General features: G+C 38.1%; 15 protein-coding genes and 1 tRNA gene. 3 read left to right on the forward strand and 13 right to left on the reverse strand.

The genetic code is table 11. From position 1 onward, the window contains the following. Positions 1–15: 15 nt before the first annotated feature. Positions 16–1,605 carry a phosphoenolpyruvate carboxykinase (ATP) gene (gene pckA / locus FB2170_RS04325; protein WP_013305296.1) on the forward strand — a complete coding sequence of 530 codons (1,590 nt, stop codon included), beginning with the start codon at positions 16–18 and terminating at the stop codon, positions 1,603–1,605. Positions 1,606–1,684: 79 nt separating this feature from the next. On the opposite strand, the gene FB2170_RS04330 is transcribed toward pckA, so the two are convergent. The 9 genes from FB2170_RS04330 to FB2170_RS04370 all read right to left on the reverse strand — a co-directional run bounded on the left by FB2170_RS04330 (position 1,685) and on the right by FB2170_RS04370 (position 14,448). Then, positions 1,685–2,506: a GIN domain-containing protein gene (locus tag FB2170_RS04330; protein ID WP_148232057.1), complete on the reverse strand. Its 822-nt coding sequence runs from the start codon at positions 2,504–2,506 to the stop codon at positions 1,685–1,687. Positions 2,507–2,661: 155 nt separating this feature from the next. Further along, on the reverse strand, positions 2,662–4,488 hold the full coding sequence (locus FB2170_RS04335) for a cbb3-type cytochrome c oxidase subunit I (RefSeq protein ID WP_013305298.1): 1,827 nt from the start codon (positions 4,486–4,488) through the stop codon (positions 2,662–2,664). Between the two features lie 33 nt (positions 4,489–4,521). Further along, a complete protein-coding gene (locus FB2170_RS04340; protein WP_013305299.1) occupies positions 4,522–5,580 on the reverse strand; it encodes a cytochrome c oxidase subunit II in 1,059 nt (352 codons plus the stop codon). A gap of 145 nt (positions 5,581–5,725) precedes the next feature. Then, positions 5,726–7,054, reverse strand: a complete 1,329-nt coding sequence (locus FB2170_RS04345) for a hypothetical protein (protein WP_013305300.1) — start codon at positions 7,052–7,054, stop codon at positions 5,726–5,728. Positions 7,055–7,075: 21 nt separating this feature from the next. After that, positions 7,076–7,630 carry a c-type cytochrome gene (locus FB2170_RS04350; RefSeq protein ID WP_041633035.1) on the reverse strand — a complete coding sequence of 185 codons (555 nt, stop codon included), beginning with the start codon at positions 7,628–7,630 and terminating at the stop codon, positions 7,076–7,078. Between the two features lie 10 nt (positions 7,631–7,640). Continuing rightward, positions 7,641–8,162, reverse strand: a complete 522-nt coding sequence (locus FB2170_RS04355; protein ID WP_013305302.1) for a DUF3341 domain-containing protein — start codon at positions 8,160–8,162, stop codon at positions 7,641–7,643. A gap of 3 nt (positions 8,163–8,165) precedes the next feature. After that, positions 8,166–9,902 carry an NrfD/PsrC family molybdoenzyme membrane anchor subunit gene (gene nrfD, locus FB2170_RS04360; protein WP_013305303.1) on the reverse strand — a complete coding sequence of 579 codons (1,737 nt, stop codon included), beginning with the start codon at positions 9,900–9,902 and terminating at the stop codon, positions 8,166–8,168. Positions 9,903–9,936: 34 nt separating this feature from the next. After that, on the reverse strand, positions 9,937–13,056 hold the full coding sequence (locus FB2170_RS04365; protein ID WP_013305304.1) for a TAT-variant-translocated molybdopterin oxidoreductase: 3,120 nt from the start codon (positions 13,054–13,056) through the stop codon (positions 9,937–9,939). 33 nt (positions 13,057–13,089) lie between these two features. After that, on the reverse strand, positions 13,090–14,448 hold the full coding sequence (locus FB2170_RS04370; protein WP_013305305.1) for a cytochrome c3 family protein: 1,359 nt from the start codon (positions 14,446–14,448) through the stop codon (positions 13,090–13,092). Between the two features lie 232 nt (positions 14,449–14,680). Here FB2170_RS04370 and FB2170_RS04375 point away from each other — a divergent pair, with 232 nt between their 5' ends. After that, positions 14,681–15,049: an SPOR domain-containing protein gene (locus FB2170_RS04375; protein WP_148232058.1), complete on the forward strand. Its 369-nt coding sequence runs from the start codon at positions 14,681–14,683 to the stop codon at positions 15,047–15,049. Between the two features lie 34 nt (positions 15,050–15,083). Here FB2170_RS04375 and infB read toward each other — a convergent pair whose 3' ends face one another. The 3 genes from infB to rimP are packed head-to-tail and all read right to left on the reverse strand — an operon-like array spanning position 15,084 to position 19,551. Next, on the reverse strand, positions 15,084–17,801 hold the full coding sequence (gene infB / locus FB2170_RS04380) for a translation initiation factor IF-2 (RefSeq protein ID WP_013305307.1): 2,718 nt from the start codon (positions 17,799–17,801) through the stop codon (positions 15,084–15,086). A 42-nt stretch (positions 17,802–17,843) separates the two neighbouring features. Then, complete coding sequence (gene nusA / locus FB2170_RS04385; protein WP_013305308.1) at positions 17,844–19,076, reverse strand: transcription termination factor NusA; 1,233 nt, start codon at positions 19,074–19,076, stop codon at positions 17,844–17,846. Between the two features lie 13 nt (positions 19,077–19,089). After that, complete coding sequence (gene rimP / locus FB2170_RS04390; protein ID WP_013305309.1) at positions 19,090–19,551, reverse strand: ribosome assembly cofactor RimP; 462 nt, start codon at positions 19,549–19,551, stop codon at positions 19,090–19,092. Positions 19,552–19,744: 193 nt separating this feature from the next. Here rimP and FB2170_RS04395 point away from each other — a divergent pair, with 193 nt between their 5' ends. Further along, positions 19,745–21,091, forward strand: a complete 1,347-nt coding sequence (locus FB2170_RS04395) for a cation:proton antiporter (RefSeq protein ID WP_013305310.1) — start codon at positions 19,745–19,747, stop codon at positions 21,089–21,091. A gap of 55 nt (positions 21,092–21,146) precedes the next feature. On the opposite strand, the gene FB2170_RS04400 is transcribed toward FB2170_RS04395, so the two are convergent. Continuing rightward, positions 21,147–21,217: transfer RNA gene (locus tag FB2170_RS04400), tRNA-Gln, on the reverse strand. Positions 21,218–21,232: the final 15 nt, after the last annotated feature.

Consider the following 21,232-nt stretch of genomic DNA (forward strand, 5'->3'; position numbering starts at 1 on the left):
TAAAAGCAAGAAACAATGTCTGAAACTTTTAATTTAAAACAATACGGAATTGACACCGAAGTAATTTATAGGAACAGTAGTGTACCCGTTCTTTATGAACTAGGTCTTCGTTTAGAAAAAGGAACTGCAATTTCTGATGTAGGTGCGCTTATGACCTATTCTGGTGAAAAAACAGGACGTAGCCCTAAAGACAAGAGAATAGTTCGTCATCCTGATTCAGAAAAAAACATTGATTGGGGTAATATAAATATAGGTTTGGACGAACATACCTATATGGTCAACCATGAACGTGCTTTGGATTATCTTAACGTTTGTGATCACTTATTTGTTGTTGACGCATATGCTGGATGGGATCCTAATTATAGAATTAAAACAAGGATTGTTTGTACTCGTGCTTATCATGCGTTGTTCATGCAGAACATGCTCATCATGCCGACGAAAGAGGAATTGGCCGATTTTGGTGAGCCTGATTATGTAATCCTCAATGCCGGTCAGTTCCCAGCTAACCGCTACACTTCAGAAATGACCTCTAAGACTAGTATCGATGTTAACCTAGAGCGCAAAGAGATTGTAATCTTAGGTTCTGAATATGCAGGGGAAATGAAAAAAGGAATCTTTGGTGTAATGAATTACCTAATGCCTTTGCAAGGAGTACTACCTATGCACTGTTCTGCCAATGTAGGTGAGAAAGATGATGTAACCATTCTTTTTGGTCTTTCTGGAACTGGAAAAACCACCTTGAGTGCTGATCCAAAACGTAGATTGATCGGTGACGATGAGCATTGCTGGACCGAACAAGGAACTTTCAATATTGAAGGTGGATGTTATGCTAAAGCGATTGACCTAACTCCAGAGAATGAACCCGATATTTTCAACGCCATACGTTTTGGTACTGTATTGGAAAATGTGGTTTATGACAAAGGCTCAAGAAAAGTAGATTATACAGATGTTTCTATAACCGAAAATACTAGAGCTTCATATCCAATCAACTTTATCGACAATGTTCAGATACCTTGTGTTGCCGGACATCCTGAAAATATCATATTCCTTACTTGTGATGCTTTTGGTGTCTTGCCTCCAGTTAGTAAATTAACCCCTGAGCAAGCAAGTTATCACTTTATTTCAGGATACACTGCAAAGATGGCAGGTACTGAGATGGGAGTAACAGAACCAACCCCTAACTTCAGTGCATGTTATGGAGCTGCCTTTATGATGTGGCACCCTAACAAATATGCTGAATTATTAGCTGAGAAAATCAAAAACCATAAAGCAAAAGCATGGTTGATCAATACAGGTTGGACAGGTAGTGGTTCTAGAATGAAGTTGAAGCATACTAGAGCTATGGTAGATGCGATTCATAATCACGATTTCGACAATGCTGAATTTGTACAAGATGAGGAATTTGGATTCCAAATACCAACAACTTGTCCTAACGTTCCTTCTGAAGTATTGATTCCTAGAAACACTTGGGAAGACAAAGCTAAATTTGAAGCTACTAAATTGAAGCTTGTTAATTTATTTACTGAGAACTTCAAAAAATTTGAAGCAAATGTAAATTCGGAGATAATTGAGGCAGGCCCTAAAGCTGGAGCTTTACAATCCTAACCAAAACCATATTTTTGAATTTAAAACCCCATTGCTTTTGGCAATGGGGTTTTCTTTTAATGTTATGTTTAGTTATTAACTACTTCTCTTTGTGAAGTTGTGAGGTATCCAAGAATTCAAGAATAGTAATCTTTCCGTTACCATACAAGTGCGTTTTGGAAGAGCCTCTAGAAGAAAGCGCTATACTTTCATATGCGTTAAGTCTTGCATTGGGAGATTCCTCCAGATTCGCATTGATAATTCCGGCTTCAAACTTTGCAGCTTTTAAATTTGAATTCCCAAAAAGATTCAACTTGAACATATCTGTAGACCCCTCTACCTTTGCACTGGCATTCTTATCCATTTCTAATGAACTACTAGCTCCTACTGAATAAATACGAACATCTATCCTATCTTTTAAGGTTATATTCAAAGAGTCGCTAGCCAGATTAAAATCACCAGAACTCATCCCTTCCATATTAATATCCAATACTGCGGCTGTGGCATTAAGCTCCAATCTCGAAGGACCGAATGTATTGACAACCAACTCATCGGAAGTAATAACATCTTTCATGTTTATTTTACCATCTCGCATGGTAATAGATTGCAATTCAAAATAATTAACTGTAATCTCCAACTTCTTTTTTGAAGTTATCCTATAAAATGAACTGATAAATAAGGTACTGTCCTCAACTTTGAATTTCAGCACATCAATTAAATTGTCATCCGCATTGATTGTGTACCCCTCATCGGAACCTTTCTGGAGTACTATTTCCAAATCATCTATCAATTCGATGGCATTAAAAGGAGGAAGATCCTCCCTAACCTCAATGACACTTTTGTTTCCTTTTATTTTTGGTTTTCGTTGTGAGTAAGTCTGAAAACAAACTAGCAAAACAAGTAAGGTGATAATATTTTTCATTTTAATGGTATGTGTTCTAAGACGATAGTTTATAAATTCTTCATCTTTAATTTGACTAAATATATTACAAAAAAGATTAATCAACATTTATGGGTATATCAAAAAAAATGCCCAACTATACTAGTTGGGCATTTTTCTTATAAAATAATATTTATTTAATGATGAAGCTCCTCCTCATCATCCTTCATCGGGACATTTTGCGGAACAAAATCCTGTCCTGGAATTATATACTCCCCATTCTCATCGGTTTTGCTATAGTCATATGCCCAACGATGAACATGTGGAATAGCACCTGGCCAGTTACCGTGTATATGCTCTTGAGGAGCCGTCCATTCCAATGTATTGGCTTTCCAAGGGTTCTGTGCCCCTTTTTTACCATAAAACATACTATAAATAAAGTTGAACAAGAAAACTAATTGGGCTAGACCTGCAACTAATGCAAACACAGTCATTAATACTTGAACATCCGTCAATTCATCGAACATCGGAAACGCGGTATTCTCATAATAACGTCTTGGCACCCCGGCCATACCCACAAAGTGCATCGGGAAGAAAACCCCATAAGCACAGACTGCAGTTATCCAAAAATGTATGTACCCCAAGTTTTTGTTCATCATTTTACCTTCAAACATTTTTGGGAACCAGTGGTAAATACCAGCAAACACCCCATAAAGGGCTGAAATTCCCATTACCAAGTGAAAGTGGGCAACCACGAAATAGGTATCATGTACATTGATATCCAAGGTACTATCCCCAAGGATAATTCCTGTAAGACCTCCTGTAATAAATGTTGACACCAAGCCTATTGAAAATAACATAGCAGGGTTAAGCTGCAAGTTACCTTTCCAAAGTGTTGTAATCCAGTTGAAAGATTTTACAGCTGATGGTATTGCAATCAAAAGAGTTGTAAAAGTAAAAACTGAACCAAGGAATGGATTCATTCCTGATATAAACATATGGTGTCCCCATACGATTGTAGATAAAAAGGCAATTGCAATAATAGACGCAATCATTGCACGATACCCAAAAATTGGTTTACGAGCATTGTTTGCCATAATTTCAGAAACAATACCCATTGCCGGTAAAATAACAATATACACCTCAGGGTGTCCTAAGAACCAAAATAAATGTTCAAACAATACTGGTGAACCCCCTTGGTAATGTAAAACCTCCCCTTGTATAAAAATATCTGAAAGAAAAAAGGAAGTTCCAAAGCTTCTGTCCATTATTAACAGTAAAGCTGCAGACAATAAAACTGGGAAAGAAACAACTCCAATTATGGCAGTTACAAAGAACGCCCAGATTGTCAAAGGCAATCTAGTCATTGACATTCCTTTAGTTCTAAGATTGATAACAGTTACGATATAATTCAAAGACCCCAATAAAGAAGAGGCAATAAATATCGCCATAGATACCAACCATAAAGTCATACCCATTCCTGAGCCTGACTGTGCCATTGGCAATGCACTTAATGGTGGATATATTGTCCATCCCGCATTCGCAGGGCCAGCCTCAACGAACAATGAAGAAAGCATAATCACACAGGACAAAAAGAACAACCAGTAGGAAACCATATTCAAGAAACCAGAAGCCATATCACGTGCCCCAATCTGTAAAGGAATAAGTAGGTTACTAAACGTTCCACTTAACCCGGCAGTAAGTACAAAAAATACCATGATGGTGCCATGAATGGTTACCAAGGACAAATAGATATCAGCATCCATTACACCATTTGGTGCCCAATCTCCCAGTAAAGCTTCGAAAATTGGGAAAGACTCCCCAGGCCATGCCAGTTGCATTCGAAACATTAAGGACATAGCTATACCAAGAAACCCCATAATCAAAACACCAGTAATAAGATACTGTTTAGCTATCATTTTATGGTCTTGGCTAAAAATGTATTTGGTCACAAAAGTCTCCTTGTGATGATGCCCGTGATCATCTCCGTGGTCTTCTAAATGTGCATTTGCTGTGGCCGACATAAATCTTTGTTTTTTATTTTTTTAATTCCCTAATTATTGAACTGATGCCATGGTTTGCGAAAAGGTCTGCTGAGAAGCAAGCCATTTGTTATATTCCGCTTCTTCTTCCACGATAATCTTCATTTGCATATTGTAATGAGATTTTCCGCATATTTTATTACAAAGCAATACATAATCAAATTCCCATGGATCGGAATTATCCTTACCGGCTGCTGCCCGTTCGGCCCGGATTGCGTTTGTTCTTTTTACTTTGTCAACGACATCAGGGTTATTCCTCATATCGGCAGTAGTGATAGTTGGTGTAAATGAAAATTGAGTAGTCATCCCGGGAACACAGTTCATTTGTGCTCTAAAATGTGGCATATACGCTGAATGCAGAACATCCTGCGAGCGCATTTTAAAATTAACTTTTCTACCAACTGGTAAATGTAATTCCTTCACGATTATATCATCAGAAGCGTTTAAATCAGACTCATCTATGCCTAAGATATTGGCTTTATCAATGTCAATCATTCTAACATTTGCACTTCCCAAAACATTATCATTACCTGCGTATCTGGCGGTCCAATTAAACTGTTGCGCATAAAGCTCTACAACTAATGGATCATCCTCATCATTAAAATCCATGATGCTGGTCCAAGTGTATAATCCCCAAAGAATTAATCCTGCCAAAACAATAACAGGGATAATAGTCCAGATCGCCTCCAACATATTATTATCAGCGAAATAAAGTGCTTTTTTTCCTTTTTCTCCTTTATACTTAAACCCAAAATAATGTAATAAAGCCTGGGTAATTGTTTGAACAATAAATATTATTATAAAGGAAACCAACATTAAATAATCATACTCTCCCCCATGTTCAGAAGCTGCTTCCGGTAACAGTATTTTAGTGTATTTCCAAAAACTAAAAATGGTGATAGCGTAAATAAACACTAAAAACACCATTAATAAATACCCATTGTATTTATTGTCCCTATCATTAGCCACTTGCGAATCATCTGCACTAATTTGCGATAATTCAAATATCTTGGTCATTTGCCATATCGCTATGGCTACTAATACCAGAACTCCTAAAATCAATAATGTCGTCATTGTATTATTTAAAATTTCGCTTTAAACTTACTAAAAATATTCTTAAACCCTTATTCCCTAGAGTATAAGGTTTACCTTGTCGCAATGGCGCATAAAACCCCCTCTTCCCAATAACCACCGGGAAGGACAGGAATAAGCTCAGAGACTAATAATGAAAATGTTTACTCTCTTCGATAAACGGATTACGTTTAGGTTGAAGAGGTGCTTTGGTCAATGCTCTAAAAATCCAGAAAATGAACAATCCTGCAAAGAATAAAACAGAACCTATTTCGGGTATTCCAATGGACCATTGTTTACCAACGGTTGATGGCATAATCATATTGAAAATATCCAAATAATGACCTGCTAATATAATTATACCTGTCATTATAACAAACCAATTGATTCTCTTGTAATCACTATTCATCAACAGTAATAACGGTAAAACAAAGTTCATAACTACCATACCAAAAAATGGTAATTTAAAATCATTTATTCGAGTCACATAGTATGTTACCTCTTCAGGGATATTAGAATACCAAATCAGCATGAACTGTGAAAACCATAAGTAAGTCCAGAATACACTAATACCAAACATGAACTTAGCCAAATCATGAATATGGCTATCGTTAACCTCAGGTAAATAATCCTTAGATTTTAAATAAATGGTTACCATGGCGATAACTGTTATACCACAAACGAACATACTTGCAAATACATACCAGCCAAACAAAGTACTGAACCAGTGTGGATCCACACTCATAATCCAATCCCAAGACATCATTGATTCTGATATCAAGTAAAATACCAAGAATGCTGCTGATATTTTAAAATTCAATTTAAAATTGGAGTTATCATCAGATTCGTCTTGCTTTAAAGAAAGTTTTCTTGAATACTCCCTATAAAGTATCCAACCGCCTAAAAATATTACTGCCCTAACCAAAAAGAATGTTGGGTTCAAAAAACCTGCTTTACCTTGTAACAATTTATCATGTGCCACTACATCGGCATCCATCCAAACGAACAGGTGATTCATATGCATTACCGATAAAACCAAGATAACAAATACTATAATTCCTCCTGGCACCAAATAGGCTGTAATACCTTCCATTACTCTAAAAAGCAGAGGGGCCCAACCAGCCTGTGAAGCTCTCTGTATTGCATAAAAAGCCAATGCTCCAAGAGCTATCATAAAGAAGAAAAATGCAGCTACGTACAAAGCAGCCCACGGCTTATTCTGTAATTGATGTAAGACATGCACATCGTGCGCAGCATCATGCCCTTCAGCATGAGCTTCTTCTTCGTGACCTTCGCTTACAGCATGAGAAGTTTCATCAGCATGTGAATCACCATGACTATCATCATGACTAGCAACCATGGCCTTGGCCTCTTCAACTGTACTCGGAGCTGATATAAACCCTATACCAATCCCTAAAGCACCAACAATCATTAATATGATTGAAGCAATTCTTAGTTTGTTTGAAAACGTGTACATATCTTTAATCTATGTATTATTTTATAAATCTTGTTTCAATTTCATTACGTACTCGGATACCTGCCAACGCTCTTCAGAATTCAATTGAGATGCGTGAGAACCCATTGCATTTAAACCATAATATATAACATGGTTTACACCACCGACAGAAATATTACGCGCAACATCGGCATAACTGGGAACCCCAAGAATTTTTTCCCTTTTCACCAATGTTCCTTGACCATCACCTTTGCTACCGTGACAAATTGCACAATATATATCGTACAACTCTTTTCCTTTTGCCAAATTAGCCTCACTCATCAATGAATCCAATGGACTGGTCCTTAACTTAGAAAGTTCTTTCCCTTCCATAGTATTTTCTATATCATATGGCATAAAACCTCTTGGAACTGTATTCTCTGCAGGCAACATTGCCTCAGAACCACTAGGTAGGAAATCAACCTTTTGATAAGCTTCGTAGCTTACTGGTTCATACATGTTCGGCATATATTGATAATTGGGACTTTCTTTTTCTGCACAAGCAGCAACAAAGAGTACCAATCCAAATGCCATTCCTAACTTTATAATACTTTTCATCATCTTATGACTACTTTTCTGAAACATTAATTTCAACCGCACCGGTGTCCATCAATAAATTCTTTAATTCTTTTTCGTTATCATGAATTGCCAACTCCATTACAAAATGGTCATCAGTTGTTCTAACATCAGGGTTTTCTGCCTTTTTAAATGGCCATAGTCTACTTCTCAAGTAAAATGTGATCACCATTAAATGAGCCGCAAAAAATACTGTTAACTCAAACATGATTGGTACAAATGCCGGCATGTTCTCCAAATAGCTAAAACTTGGCTTACCACCAATGTCTTGGGGCCAATCTTGAATCATGATATAATCCATCATAACAATTGATACTATTAGACCAACACAACCGTAAATAAAAGATGTAATGGCTATTCTTGTAGGTGCCAGACCCATAGCTTTATCCAGTCCATGTACTGGAAAAGGACAATACACTTCTTCAATATGATGTTTGGCGCCCTTCACCTTTTTGACTGCGTTCATTAACACGTCGTCATCATTATAATATGCATGTATAACTTTAGATGCCATATGCTATTGATTGTTATTTAACTTTTTTGCTTGTCCGGCCCAATCATCACGTTGTGCTCTTCCTGGGAACGATTCTGTGATTGAATCCAACAAGTTATATTCTTTCTCTGTCATACGACTTACCTGAGCAAAAGTGAAAATACCGATTTGATTCAAAGTTTTTTCCATTTGAGGACCAATACCCTTCACTTTCTTGAGGTCATCCGCCTTGTCTTTAGATGCATCGAAAACCCCAATAGAATCCAACAAACTAGATACATCTTTAGCAGAATCATTTACTTCTTCATTTACCTCCTCGACTACTTCTTCAACAGTTTCACCAACCTTTGTATTACCACTGATTTGATACAATGGCTTACCAGCCTCTCTTAACTTCTTATACTTTTCACCAGAAGATTTTAATATAGTCTTAACCTCTGCCTGTGCTATTACAGGGAATGTTCTTGCATATAATAGAAACAGAACAAAGAAGAAACCAATGGTACCTATAAACGTACCTACATCAACAAATGTTGGGGAGAACATACTCCAAGAAGAAGGTAAATAATCTCTATGCAGCGAAGTAACAATAATCACGAAACGCTCAAACCACATTCCTATGTTCACAATAATTGAAATAAAGAATGAGAACATAATACTGGTTCGTAATTTTTTGAACCACATGAACTGAGGCGAGAATACATTACAGCTCATCATCGCCCAATACGCCCACCAGTAAGGCCCTGTAGCTCTGTTCAAAAATGCATATTGCTCGTACTCAACTCCAGAATACCATGCCATAAACAGCTCAGTGATATATGCACAACCAACTATTGTTCCCGTAATCATGATTACAATGTTCATAAGCTCAATATGCTGCACAGTAATATAAGCCTCTAACCTACATACCTTTCTCATGATAATCAGTAGTGTGTTCACCATCGCGAATCCTGAGAATACAGCCCCAGCAACAAAGTATGGAGGAAATATGGTAGTATGCCATCCAGGAATGACCGATGTAGCAAAGTCAAAAGATACAATAGTATGTACCGAAAGTACCAATGGCGTGGCCAAACCTGCCAAAACCAATGAAACTTCTTCAAAACGTTGCCAATCCTTGGCACGACCTGTCCAACCAAAACTTAATAAGCTGTATATTTTCTTTTGAAAAGGAAGTACGGCCCTATCCCGGATCATTGCAAAATCAGGCAACAAACCTGTCCACCAGAATACCAATGAAACAGACAAATACGTCGAAATCGCGAATACATCCCACAATAACGGAGAATTAAAGTTCACCCACAACGAACCAAATTGGTTTGGAATAGGCAACACCCAATAAGCCAACCACGGGCGGCCCATGTGTATAATCGGAAACAAACCAGCTTGTACAACCGAAAAAATGGTCATAGCCTCCGCAGATCGGTTAATTGCCATTCTCCATTTTTGTCTAAAAAGTAAAAGTACAGCAGAAATCAATGTACCTGCATGTCCAATTCCTACCCACCAAACAAAGTTTGTGATATCCCAAGCCCAGTTAACTGTTTTGTTCAAACCCCAGGTACCAATACCAGTAGAGATTGTGTAAATAATACAACCAATACCCCACAGGAATGCTGCCAAAGCAATGGAAAAAACAATCCACCAATGCTTGTTGGCTCTTCCCTCAACAGGAGCGGCAATATCCACAGTTACGTCGTGGTAGCCTTTATCTCCAAGAACTAGGGGTTTTCGTATAGGTGCTTCGTAATGCGACGCCATAATTTTTATTAAGTTACTTTGCTAAATATTATTTTTATGCTTCGTTGCTATTTCTCACTTTTACGTGATAAAAAACATTTGGTTTAGTCCCTACATGCTCCAGCAAATGGTATGTACGATCACTTTCCTTCAACTCCGCTATCTCACTTTTCTCATCATTTACATCGCCAAATACAATAGCCCCATTACTACAAGCCATTGAACAAGCGGTTTGGAACTCGCCATCCTTAATCATGCGACCATCCCTTTTGGCATCAAGAATAGTTTTCTGTGTTTTTTGAATACACATCGAACATTTTTCTATTACCCCTCTAGACCGAACATTAACATCTGGATTAAGTACCATTTTACCCAAATCATTGTTCATATGGTAATCAAACTCATCATTGTTGTTATAAAGGAACCAATTGAACCTACGTACTTTGTAAGGACAGTTATTCGCACAATATCTTGTACCAACACATCTATTATAGGCCATTTGATTCTGCCCTTGACGACCATGTGAAGTTGCCGCAACAGGACAAACAGTCTCACAAGGCGCATGGTTACAGTGCTGACACATTATTGGCTGAAATGCTACCTGAGGATTGGTTGCTGGATCTTCCAACTCACCAAAACCACCCAAAGAGCCCTTATCACCAGACAAGCCATTAAACTCATCCTTTTTAACATTATCCTCTTCAAATGTATCTTCAGAAGAATAATACCTATCTATACGCAGCCAGTGCATATCTCTAGATTTTCTCACCTCTTCCTTGCCAACCACAGGAACGTTATTCTCTGTTCCACAGGCAATGACACAAGCCCCACATCCAGTACAGGCGTTCAAGTCAATGGACATATTAAAATGATGCCCTATCGAACGATCAAATTCATCCCAAAGATCTACTGAAGTTGCAGGAACCTCTTGGTGATCCAAAGAGACAACAGGAACCTCATTCCATTCTGAATGATTCTTTGTATTGAATATTTCTAAAGTAGTTTCTTTGATAATATCACCTCTACCCATTAAGGTATTATGCAATTGCATACAGGCGAACTCATGCATCCCCACTGATTTTTCAATCGTAGCAGATTGCACATTATTAAAGCCTTGATATAAAGGATAGGCATTAACACCGGTTTGCATTTCTGATTTCATCCCTACTTGCCTACCATAACCAAGAGCCAAACCAATTGAACCTGCAGCTTGTCCGGGTTGAATCAACACAGGCACATTGTCAATAGTCACTCCATTAACAGTTAATTTGGCATAACTACCGTCTAAACCACCGTTGGCAACGTTTTCATTTATTAAACCTAAGTTTTCAGCATCTGCTTTAGATACAGTAACATAGTTATCCCAAGAAACCCGTGAAATAGGATCTGGAAATTCTTGCAACCAAGGGTTGCCAGCTTGTTGGCCATCACCCATACCCACCTTCGAATATAAAGTAAGCTCCATTCCGCCGCCACTAGTGGCACTGGCTAAACTTCGAACCGCAGAAGTTACATCTACCGATGTAGCTTCCTCCTCAACACCAACAACAGTTGCTACTGATTCCACCAACTCATCAACTGCGCTGGAACCAGCTACAAAGACACCATCATGCAAGGCTTTATTCCAATCACCTCCATTAAGAACATCTGTGCTCCAAGCTTCTTTTATATAATCGTAATAACTTTTATCACTACCCATCCACTGCAATAAAGCAGATTGTACCTGTCTTGTATCAAAAAGCTCTTTAATAGTAGGTTGCATTAAACCATAATGACCTTTCTTGATTTGTGTATCACCCCAAGATTCCAAATAGTGGTTTGAAGCGGCAGCATAATTGGTCATTTCTGTTGTTTCTGTCCAATTGGTAGTAAAAGCAATCGAAAGATCAACTTTCTCGATTCCTTCCGCAAAATCAACAGCATTTGGCAAAGTATACATTGGGTTAACACCATCAATGATCAACGCTCCAACGCGACCCGCTTTCATATCAGCAATCAATGTATCTACGCTTTTCGCATTTCCTTGACGAACATATTTAGGAGCCTTCGCATCAAAAGCAGAACTGCCTAACATTTCATTTATTGCCAAAACAACGGCTTGAGCATTCTCATCTTGCAATCCCGTCACAACAACGGCTGCTCCCTTATTATTACTTATTGCCTTAGCAGCACTTTCAACTGCCCTTTGCGCATATTCTGGAATTTCACCACTCGTGGTGGTTCCATTCAATTTTGCAAATAATTGTGCTAGCGCAACTTTTTGTTGCATTGGAGTAAGAGGCACTCTTTGATCAGCATTAGCTCCGGTCAAAGACATATTAGCTTCAAACTGTACATGCTTGGACATCTTTCCATTTTTTGGAACCCGGCCTTTCGAATATCCACTATCGTAACCACCACCTTGCCAGTCAGCAAGGAAATCAGCACCAAAAGAAATTATAACCTCGGCTTTCTCAAAATCATAATCAGCCAAAGCCCTTTCCCCATATCTTGCCTCGAAAGCATTAATTGCAGCATCCTCAGAAATGGCATCATATGTAACATGATTGACCGTACTGTACATTTCCTTAAATTCAGAAATCAACTTTGAGGTTGAAGGACTTGCATATGTTTGAGTCAATAAAGCAATTTGTTTTCCCGCTGTATTCAGGCTTGCCAACTTCGCTTTTACATCGGCATCTATAGCGCTCCATTCAACAGGTTCGCCATCTTTAAGAGGACCTTGCAGTCTAGTACTGTCATATAATGACAATACAGAACCTTGAACACGAGCATTAGCGCCACCATTAATCTTGGTAGCTGTATTGTTTTCAATCTTGATTGGTCTACCCTCTCTAGTTTTTACCAAAACACTGGCAAAATCAAAACCATTTGCAATAGTTGTTGCATAGTAATTGGCCACACCAGGAACAATACTTTCTGGCTGAACCACATAAGGAATAGATTTTCTCACAGGACCCTCACAGGCCGCCATAGCTGCAGCAGCAGTGCTAAAACCAACATATTTAAGAAAATCCCTTCTGTTTGTATTTGAAGATGACAAATTTTCTTTGTCACCCAAAAACTCGTCAACAGGAATTTCTTGAACAAATTCATTCTGCTTTAGCGTCTCAACAATGGAATCGTTTGGATTTAACTCCGCTTCGTTCTTCCAATATTTTTTGTTTGATGCCATACGATATATCTGTAATTAGCTACTTTATTTTTATTAATAATGACATTTTCCACATTCCAAACCACCCATCTGGGCCGCTGTCAATTGGTCAACTCCATATTTCTTTGAAAGCTCCTCGTGAATCTTGGCATAATATTCATTACCCTCAACCTTCACATTAGTTTCTTTATGACAGTTTATACACCACCCCATTGTCAATGGAGAATACTGCTCTACAATCTCCATCTCCTCAACAGGACCGTGACAAGTCTGACACTCTATTCCAGCCACCGAAACGTGTTGTGAGTGGTTGAAATAAACCAAGTCAGGTAAGTTATGTACCTGCACCCATTCCACCGGCTGAGTATCACCGGTATACTCCTGGTTTTCTTCGTCCCATCCAACGGCTTTATATAATTTCTTTATTTCACCAGTATAGAACTCATTAGTGTACCCGTTAGCCAAATCCTCTTTTGAAGGACCTTCAGGGTTTCCTTGATATTCATAAATAGATTTATGACAATTCATACACACATTCAAAGAAGGTATCCCTGAATGTTTTGATACTCTTGCCGATGAGTGACAATACTTACACTCAATCTTATTATCCCCAGCATGTATTTTATGGGAATAATGAATTGGTTGAATTGGCGCATAACCTTGATCAATACCTATCTGCATCATCCAACCGTAGGCGAAATACGCCCCTGCCAGTAAAAGTAAAATCGCAGAAACCAATACCAAGAACTGATTCTTTGCAAATGCTTTCCACAATGGTAAACTTCTTTCAGATTTAGCCTTTTCCAAATCAAGTCCATTGGCCTCAGCAATGCGTTTCAACGTTCGTTGCACCAAAATGAGCATCATTATCAATAAGGCCAAGACAATACCTAGTGCCCCTAGAATCAACTCATTTGAAATTCCTGAAGATTTAGCCGAATCAGCCTCACCAACAGCAGTATCCGCAACAACTACTGGAGCTGGAGGCGGTGCTGCCGTGTAGGCCAAAATATCATCTATATCAGTGTTCGACAACGTAGGAAATGCCGTCATTGGTGCTTGCGAATATTCATTGTAAATCTTATTCGCATAAGCATCACCATCCTTTATCATACCTGGACTATTCTTTATCCAAGTATTTAACCACTCACGATCCAAACCTTCATCTTCACTAAGGCGGGATTCAACATTCGCCAAAGACGGACCCGTCATTTTTCGAGTCAATGAGTGACAAGCAGCACAATTTTGGTTAAAAAGTGTCTTTCCCTTTACAGCATCACCAGATACAGCTTCAACCTCTGCGACTACAGCTGCATCATCCTGTGCAGTAAGAGAAATGGAAAAAAGTAGGAAAACTACTAGACTGATACCTAAAACTTTAGAAATTTGATTGCGGTATATTACCTTTTTCATATATAGAATATTTCAATCGAATTTTTGGCACGGTTATTACTATAATAAGGGTAAAATCATTCTTTTAACCGTACCTGAATTGTTGGCAAAAATACGGATTAGACTTTATTTGCAAAATGTTAAGGTATTGATAATTATAATTTATAATTGTTCTAAATAAATGGGAAAAGTTTTCAATAGTCATTAAAAATTTACTTTTGTAAAGATGAAAATATATCATAACAATAACACCATGAAATCGTTAGCTATTATTGCCCTTATAACTTTCTCAACAACCTTTGGCCTAGCCCAACAAGGACAGGTTAACATTCAACAGGATGACCAAATAAGTGATTTACTGGAAATTTATAAGGCAGCCAATAAAGATCATGAATACTACAGAATACAAGTGGGTTTTGGTTCTTTTGCCAAAGCTCAAACAATAAAAGAAAATGTTGAAATAGATTTTCCCGATTTGTTTTCAAAAATAGATTTTGACTCACCTACATACAGAGTTCGTTTAGGTAGATTCAAGTCAAAGCTCGAAGCGGAACGAAAATTCAAGGAAATAAGAGAAAAATATCCTGATGCGATGTTATTAAAACCAAAAAAATCGACTTGAAAAAGTCGATTTTTTTTATTCTGTAAAGAACCTATTATTTTGATTTTAGTTTCTTCTTGACTGCCACCTCTTCAAAGGCCTCAACAATATCAAGTTCTTTAATATCATTGTAGTTTTTAATCTGTAGACCGCAATCATAGCCTTTGGAAACCTCTTTCACATCATCTTTAAATCGCTTTAAAGATGCCAGCTCGCCTGTATAGATTACAACACCATCACGTATTAATCGAATATTGGAGTTTCGGAATATTTTACCAATTGTAACCATACAACCAGCTATTGTACCAATCTTGGATATTTTAAAAGTCTCACGAATTTCAGCAGTACCCGTAATCTCTTCCTTCATTTCTGGAGAAAGCATACCTTCCATTGCGTCCTTAAGATCATTAATTGCATCATAGATAATAGAATACATTCTGATATCTATTTCTTCCTTATCAGCAACGGCTCTCGCATTACCCATTGGCCTTACATTAAAGCCAATAATAACTGCATCTGAGGCAGAAGCCAAAAGAACATCGGACTCAGTAATTGGCCCAACTCCTTTATGAATTATATTTACCTGTATCTCTTCTGTAGACAATTTCTGGAACGAATCCGTCAATGCCTCAACAGAACCATCAACATCACCTTTGAGGATAATGTTCAATTCCTTAAAGTCCCCTAAAGCAATACGTCTTCCGATTTCATCCAACGTAATATGACGCTGTGTTCTAACCGACTGCTCTCTTTGAAGTTGAGACCTCCTGGTAGCAATCTGCTTAGCTTCACGCTCATCTTCCAATACATTGAATTTATCCCCAGCCTGTGGAGCTCCGTCCAAACCAAGAATCGAAATCGGGGTTGAAGGACCAACTTCACTTATTTCCTTTCCTCGTTCATCATGCATGGCCTTAACTTTACCACTGCATGTTCCTGCCAATACGTAATCACCTATTTTTAAAGTACCAGCTTGCACCAAAATAGTTGATACGTAACCCTTTCCTTTATCTAAGAACGCCTCAACAACAGTACCGTTAGCCAACTTATCTGGGTTCGCCTTTAGCTCCAAAAGCTCAGCTTCAAGCAGTACCTTTTCAAGCAACTCTTTAATACCCTCACCTGTTTTAGCTGATATATCATGTGACTGTATTTTACCACCCCAATCTTCAACTAATAAATTCATTTGAGCAAGCCCTTCCTTAATCTTATCAGGATTTGCCGTTGGTCTATCTATTTTGTTTATAGCAAATACAATAGGTACACCTGCAGCCTGAGCATGACTGATAGCCTCCTTGGTCTGAGGCATAATATCATCGTCGGCAGCAACCACAATAATCGCTATATCGGTAACTTGTGCACCACGTGCACGCATCGCTGTAAAAGCTTCGTGACCGGGAGTATCCAAGAAAGAGATTTTTTGACCATCTGCCAAGGTTACACCGTATGCCCCAATATGCTGTGTTATTCCTCCACTTTCCCCTGCAATAACATTTTCTTCACGAATATAATCCAACAAAGAAGTCTTACCGTGATCAACATGTCCCATAACGGTAACTATCGGCGCTCTAGGCAATAAATCCTCTGGCGCATCAACCTCTTCTATTATACTTTCTTCAATATCAGCAGTAACAAATTCCACTTCATACCCAAACTCTTCGGCAACTATGGATAATGTTTCTGCATCTAATCGCTGGTTCATGGTAACCATAATACCCAATGACATACAAGCCGATATGATTTCAGTAGTACTAACACTCATCATCGTAGCAACCTCATTCGCAGTTACAAACTCAGTAACCTTAAGCGTTTTACTTTCAATTTCTTGTAACTCAAGATCAGCTTCTGTCTGTTGGCGATGTTGATCTCTTTTATCTCTACGATATTTGGCACCTTTACCCTTTTTGGATTTCCCTTGAAGTTTCTCAAGAGTTTCCCTTACCTGTTTTTGAACATCTTCTTCAGATGGCTCAACCTTATTTACAGTTGCAAAACGCTTTCCGCCTTTTCTAGCTCCCGGACCACCACTTCTAGAAGGCCCACCTTTTCCGGGACCACTTCCTTGATTACTAACAATTCTCTTTCTTCTCTTCTTTCTATCTGTATTGTCAGAAGTGGTTTTTGGCTCTTCTTTCTTTTTCTTTGGCTTATTAAACTTACTAAGGTCAATTTTATCCCCTAGTATCTTTGGTCCTGAAAGTTTTTGATATTGCGTTGTTATTTTTTCATCAACTGGAGTGGCTTCCTCAGCAGCTGGAGCTGATGTAGGCTCTTCTACCTTTGCCTCTTTTACCTCCTCAACAGTTTTTTCTTCAACAGCCTTTTCCTTTACTTGTTTTTCAACTTCTTTTACTGGTGCAACCTCTTCCTTCTTCTCTTCTACAACCGGTTTTGCCTTTTTCTTCGGCTCTAAGTCTATTTTACCAACAGTTTTTGGCCCCGCAAGTTCAGCTTTCGCCTTTATCACTCTACCAGCAGATTCAGCTCTTCTTTCTCTAGCCAATCTACGTTCTTCCTGTTCTTGCTCCAACTGCAATCTAATGGCTTCTTTCTCTTTTCGCTTTTCCTCACCAACTTCCTGAGAAGCAACTTTCTTGCTCATATCAGTCTGAAACTCATCCAAGAGTACTTGATGTACTTCCTCAGATATTTTCGTGGTGGGTCTTGCCTCAACATCATGTCCTTTTGACTTGAGAAAATCAACCGCCCTGTCCAAAGAGATATTGAGTTCCCTTAGAACTTTATTGAGCCTTATTGTTGCATTATCTGCCATAAATACTAATTCCTAATTCTATAAACTGCTGCTAATATATAGCTAATCTTCTAATTCTTCTTTTAGTATACGCACAACTTCGGAAATTGTTTCCTCTTCCAAATCTGTTCTCTTTACAAGATCATCTACATCTTGCTCCAATACACTTCTTGCGGTATCCATTCCAATTTTCTTGAACTCTTCAATGATCCAAGCATCAATCTCATCTGAAAACTCAGTCAATTCTACATCCTCTTCCACACCTTCCCGAAACACATCTATCTCGTATCCAGTAAGTTGACCCGCCAATCTAATATTATGTCCTCCTCGACCAATTGCCTTGGAAACTTCCTCAGGTCTCAAATAAACCTGTGCTGTCATTTTCTCATCGTTTAACTTAACAGATGAAACCCTAGCCGGACTCAAAGCCCTTGTAACCAATAGTTGCGGATTGTTCGTCCAATTGATTACATCAATATTTTCGTTGCCCAATTCCCGAACTATTCCATGAATTCGCGAACCTTTCATACCTACACAGGCACCAACCGGATCAATACGATCATCATAGGAATCAACAGCTACCTTGGCCTTTTCGCCCGGAATACGCACCGCTTTCTTTATAGTGATCAAACCATCGAAAACCTCAGGAATTTCCTGAAAGAAAAGTTGCTCCAAAAAGCGCGGGGAGCTTCTGGACATAATTATTGAAGGCTTGTTGCCTTTGAGCTCAACACTTTCAATAATACCACGTACATTATCGCCTTTTCTAAAAAAGTCAGAAGGAATCTGCCTATCTTTTGGCAAAATAATCTCATTCCCCTCATCATCCAACAAAATAACTGCCTTGTGTCTTATATGGTGCACCTCAGCAGTATAAATTTCACCCTCCAGGTCTTTAAATTGCTTGTAAATAGTTGTGTTGTCATGCTCATGGATTTTGGAAATAAGGTTTTGACGTAATGCCAAAATTGCTCTTCTTCCCAAATCTATCAACTTAACCTCTTCAGAAACATCCTCGCCAACCTCAAAATCAGGTTCAATTTTCTGTGCCTCAGAAAGCGAAATTTCCTCATTTGGCTCTTCTACCTCACCATCTTCAACAACAATACGGTTCCTCCAAATTTCCAAATCCCCCTTGTCCGGGTTTATAATGATATCGAAATTCTCATCAGAACCGAATTTCTTTTTAAGCGCGTTCCTAAAAACATCTTCCAAAATCGCCATTAGCGTTACCCTGTCTATGAATTTATCGTCTTTAAATTCTGAGAAAGATTCAATCAGCGCAATATTTTCCATCTGTATACTACTATTAAAATTTTAATATAACTTTTGCTTCCTTAATGTCAGAAAAGGTGATTTCCTTTTTTTTCTGAACAGTGGTCTTCCCTTTTCCAATGGGCTTAGGTTCTCTGGCTTTCCATTCCAAAACAATACCATTTGTGCTGGCAGCCGTAAGATTACCTTCATAAACATTTTCCAATGTTTGCACTTTTACTTTTCTGCCGATATTCTTTTGATACTGTCTTGGATTCACCATCGGCGATGCTGCACCAGCAGATGTTACGGTCAAGGAAAAATCTTCTTCCTCTCTATCTAAATTATGCTCTATGCCCCGACTTACCTTCATACAATCTTGAACACTTACACCATTATCACCATCCAAGACAACATTGATGCTATTGTCAGCACCCATGGTAAAATCTATCAAAAAAAGTGATTCATCTTGGCTGAGTGCCTCGTTTAAAAGCGACTTGACTTTGTCTTTCAACATAACTTTTAGTAACAAAAGAGGGGACAAATTGTCCCCTCATGAATACCGTAATATCCTTTCAGTGATGCAAATATACAACATTTTTATAATCTTCAACAAGCTTATTTACAAGATATGATGTATAAATTGTCACACCTGTAAAAAGTGGTATTTTAATGCTATTTTTATTCTCAGGACAACAATTAAAAATACAATGGAAATATTATCATCATACAACCTAATTATAGGAGCCTCTATTATTGTAATTCTCTCTTTTTGGTTCAATGGGGTTTCTAAAAAAACAAATATCCCATCGGTATTGATGCTAATAGTATTGGGCATCATCTTGCAATATGCCCTGGATTATTTTGTGCCCAATATGCCTGAATTTGATGGTGCCCTCGAAATTTTGGGTATTGTTGGTTTGATTATGATCGTGCTTGAAGCCGCATTGGAGCTTGAACTAAAAAAAGAAAAAATAATTCCCATTCTAAAAGCCATGGCGATAGCTTTGATTGGACTAATAGGTTCTGCTTGGGTTGCCGCATTGATAATATATCAATTCATTCCAGAAATGACCATGCAATCGGCATGGTTGTATGCAACACCCTTATCAATACTTTCAAGTGCAATTATCATTCCCAGTGTAAGTGGCCTTTCAGAAAAGAAAAAAGAATTCCATATTTACGAAAGCACCTTTTCTGACATCATGGGAATCATGATGTTCTACTTTTTAATAGGCGGTTTAAACCCTGCTGAAGATTCTGGAGTTTCCGGTTTTGCCATAAATCTTTTAATTACTGTAGTAATTGCCTTGGCCGCCAGTTATGCCATTATCTTAATATTTCAACGAATTAAAAGTCCCGCGAAATTGTTTTTATTGATTGCCGTGCTTTTACTACTTTATGCAATAGGTAAAAAATTCCACCTTTCATCATTGATCATCATTCTGATATTTGGGCTTGTAATCGCCAACGTTAGATTATTCTTTCCAGGAAAACTAGCCACTTTTTTAGAAAACGAAAAAGTAAATCAAATTTACCACGAACTACATATTATCACACTGGAAACTGCTTTCATTGTCCGCACTTTCTTCTTCGTGATATTCGGGATTACGATAGTAATATCATCATTGTTTAGTTTAAGCGTTGCTCTTGTTAGCGTATTGATTATCATTTCAATTTATGCTATAAGATTTGTGATTCTTAGGACTTTTTTCGGTAGCGATATAATGCCACAGTTATTCATTGCCCCTCGAGGATTGATTACCGTACTCTTGTTTTATGCAATTCCAAAAGAGGCACAAGTAGCTACTTTTGAATCAGGTATATTATTGTTCGTTATTATCGGCACAAGTTTGATCATGACTTGGGCAATGATCAAGGAAGGCAAAAAAATGGGCACCCTGTTAGATGAGGATTTAGTGGACGACAATATTATGGATATTGAGACCAAAGAAACCAAGGCCATCGATATTGACTTAACTATTGAAAAACGAATTGAAAATGATGGGAAAACTTTGGATAATCTAGATTCTGAAGATGAATCACCCAACATATAAATCATAATTCTGTGAAAATGAAAAATCCCAACACATAAAGTATTGGGATTTTTTGTTGGCCCACAAGGACTCGAACCTTGAATGCCGGTACCAAAAACCGGAGTGTTACCATTACACCATGGGCCATTACCTCTAAAGAGC

The sequence above is a fragment of the Maribacter sp. HTCC2170 genome, from assembly GCF_000153165.2.
In the GTDB taxonomy this organism is placed as follows: Bacteria; Bacteroidota; Bacteroidia; order Flavobacteriales; family Flavobacteriaceae; genus Maribacter_A.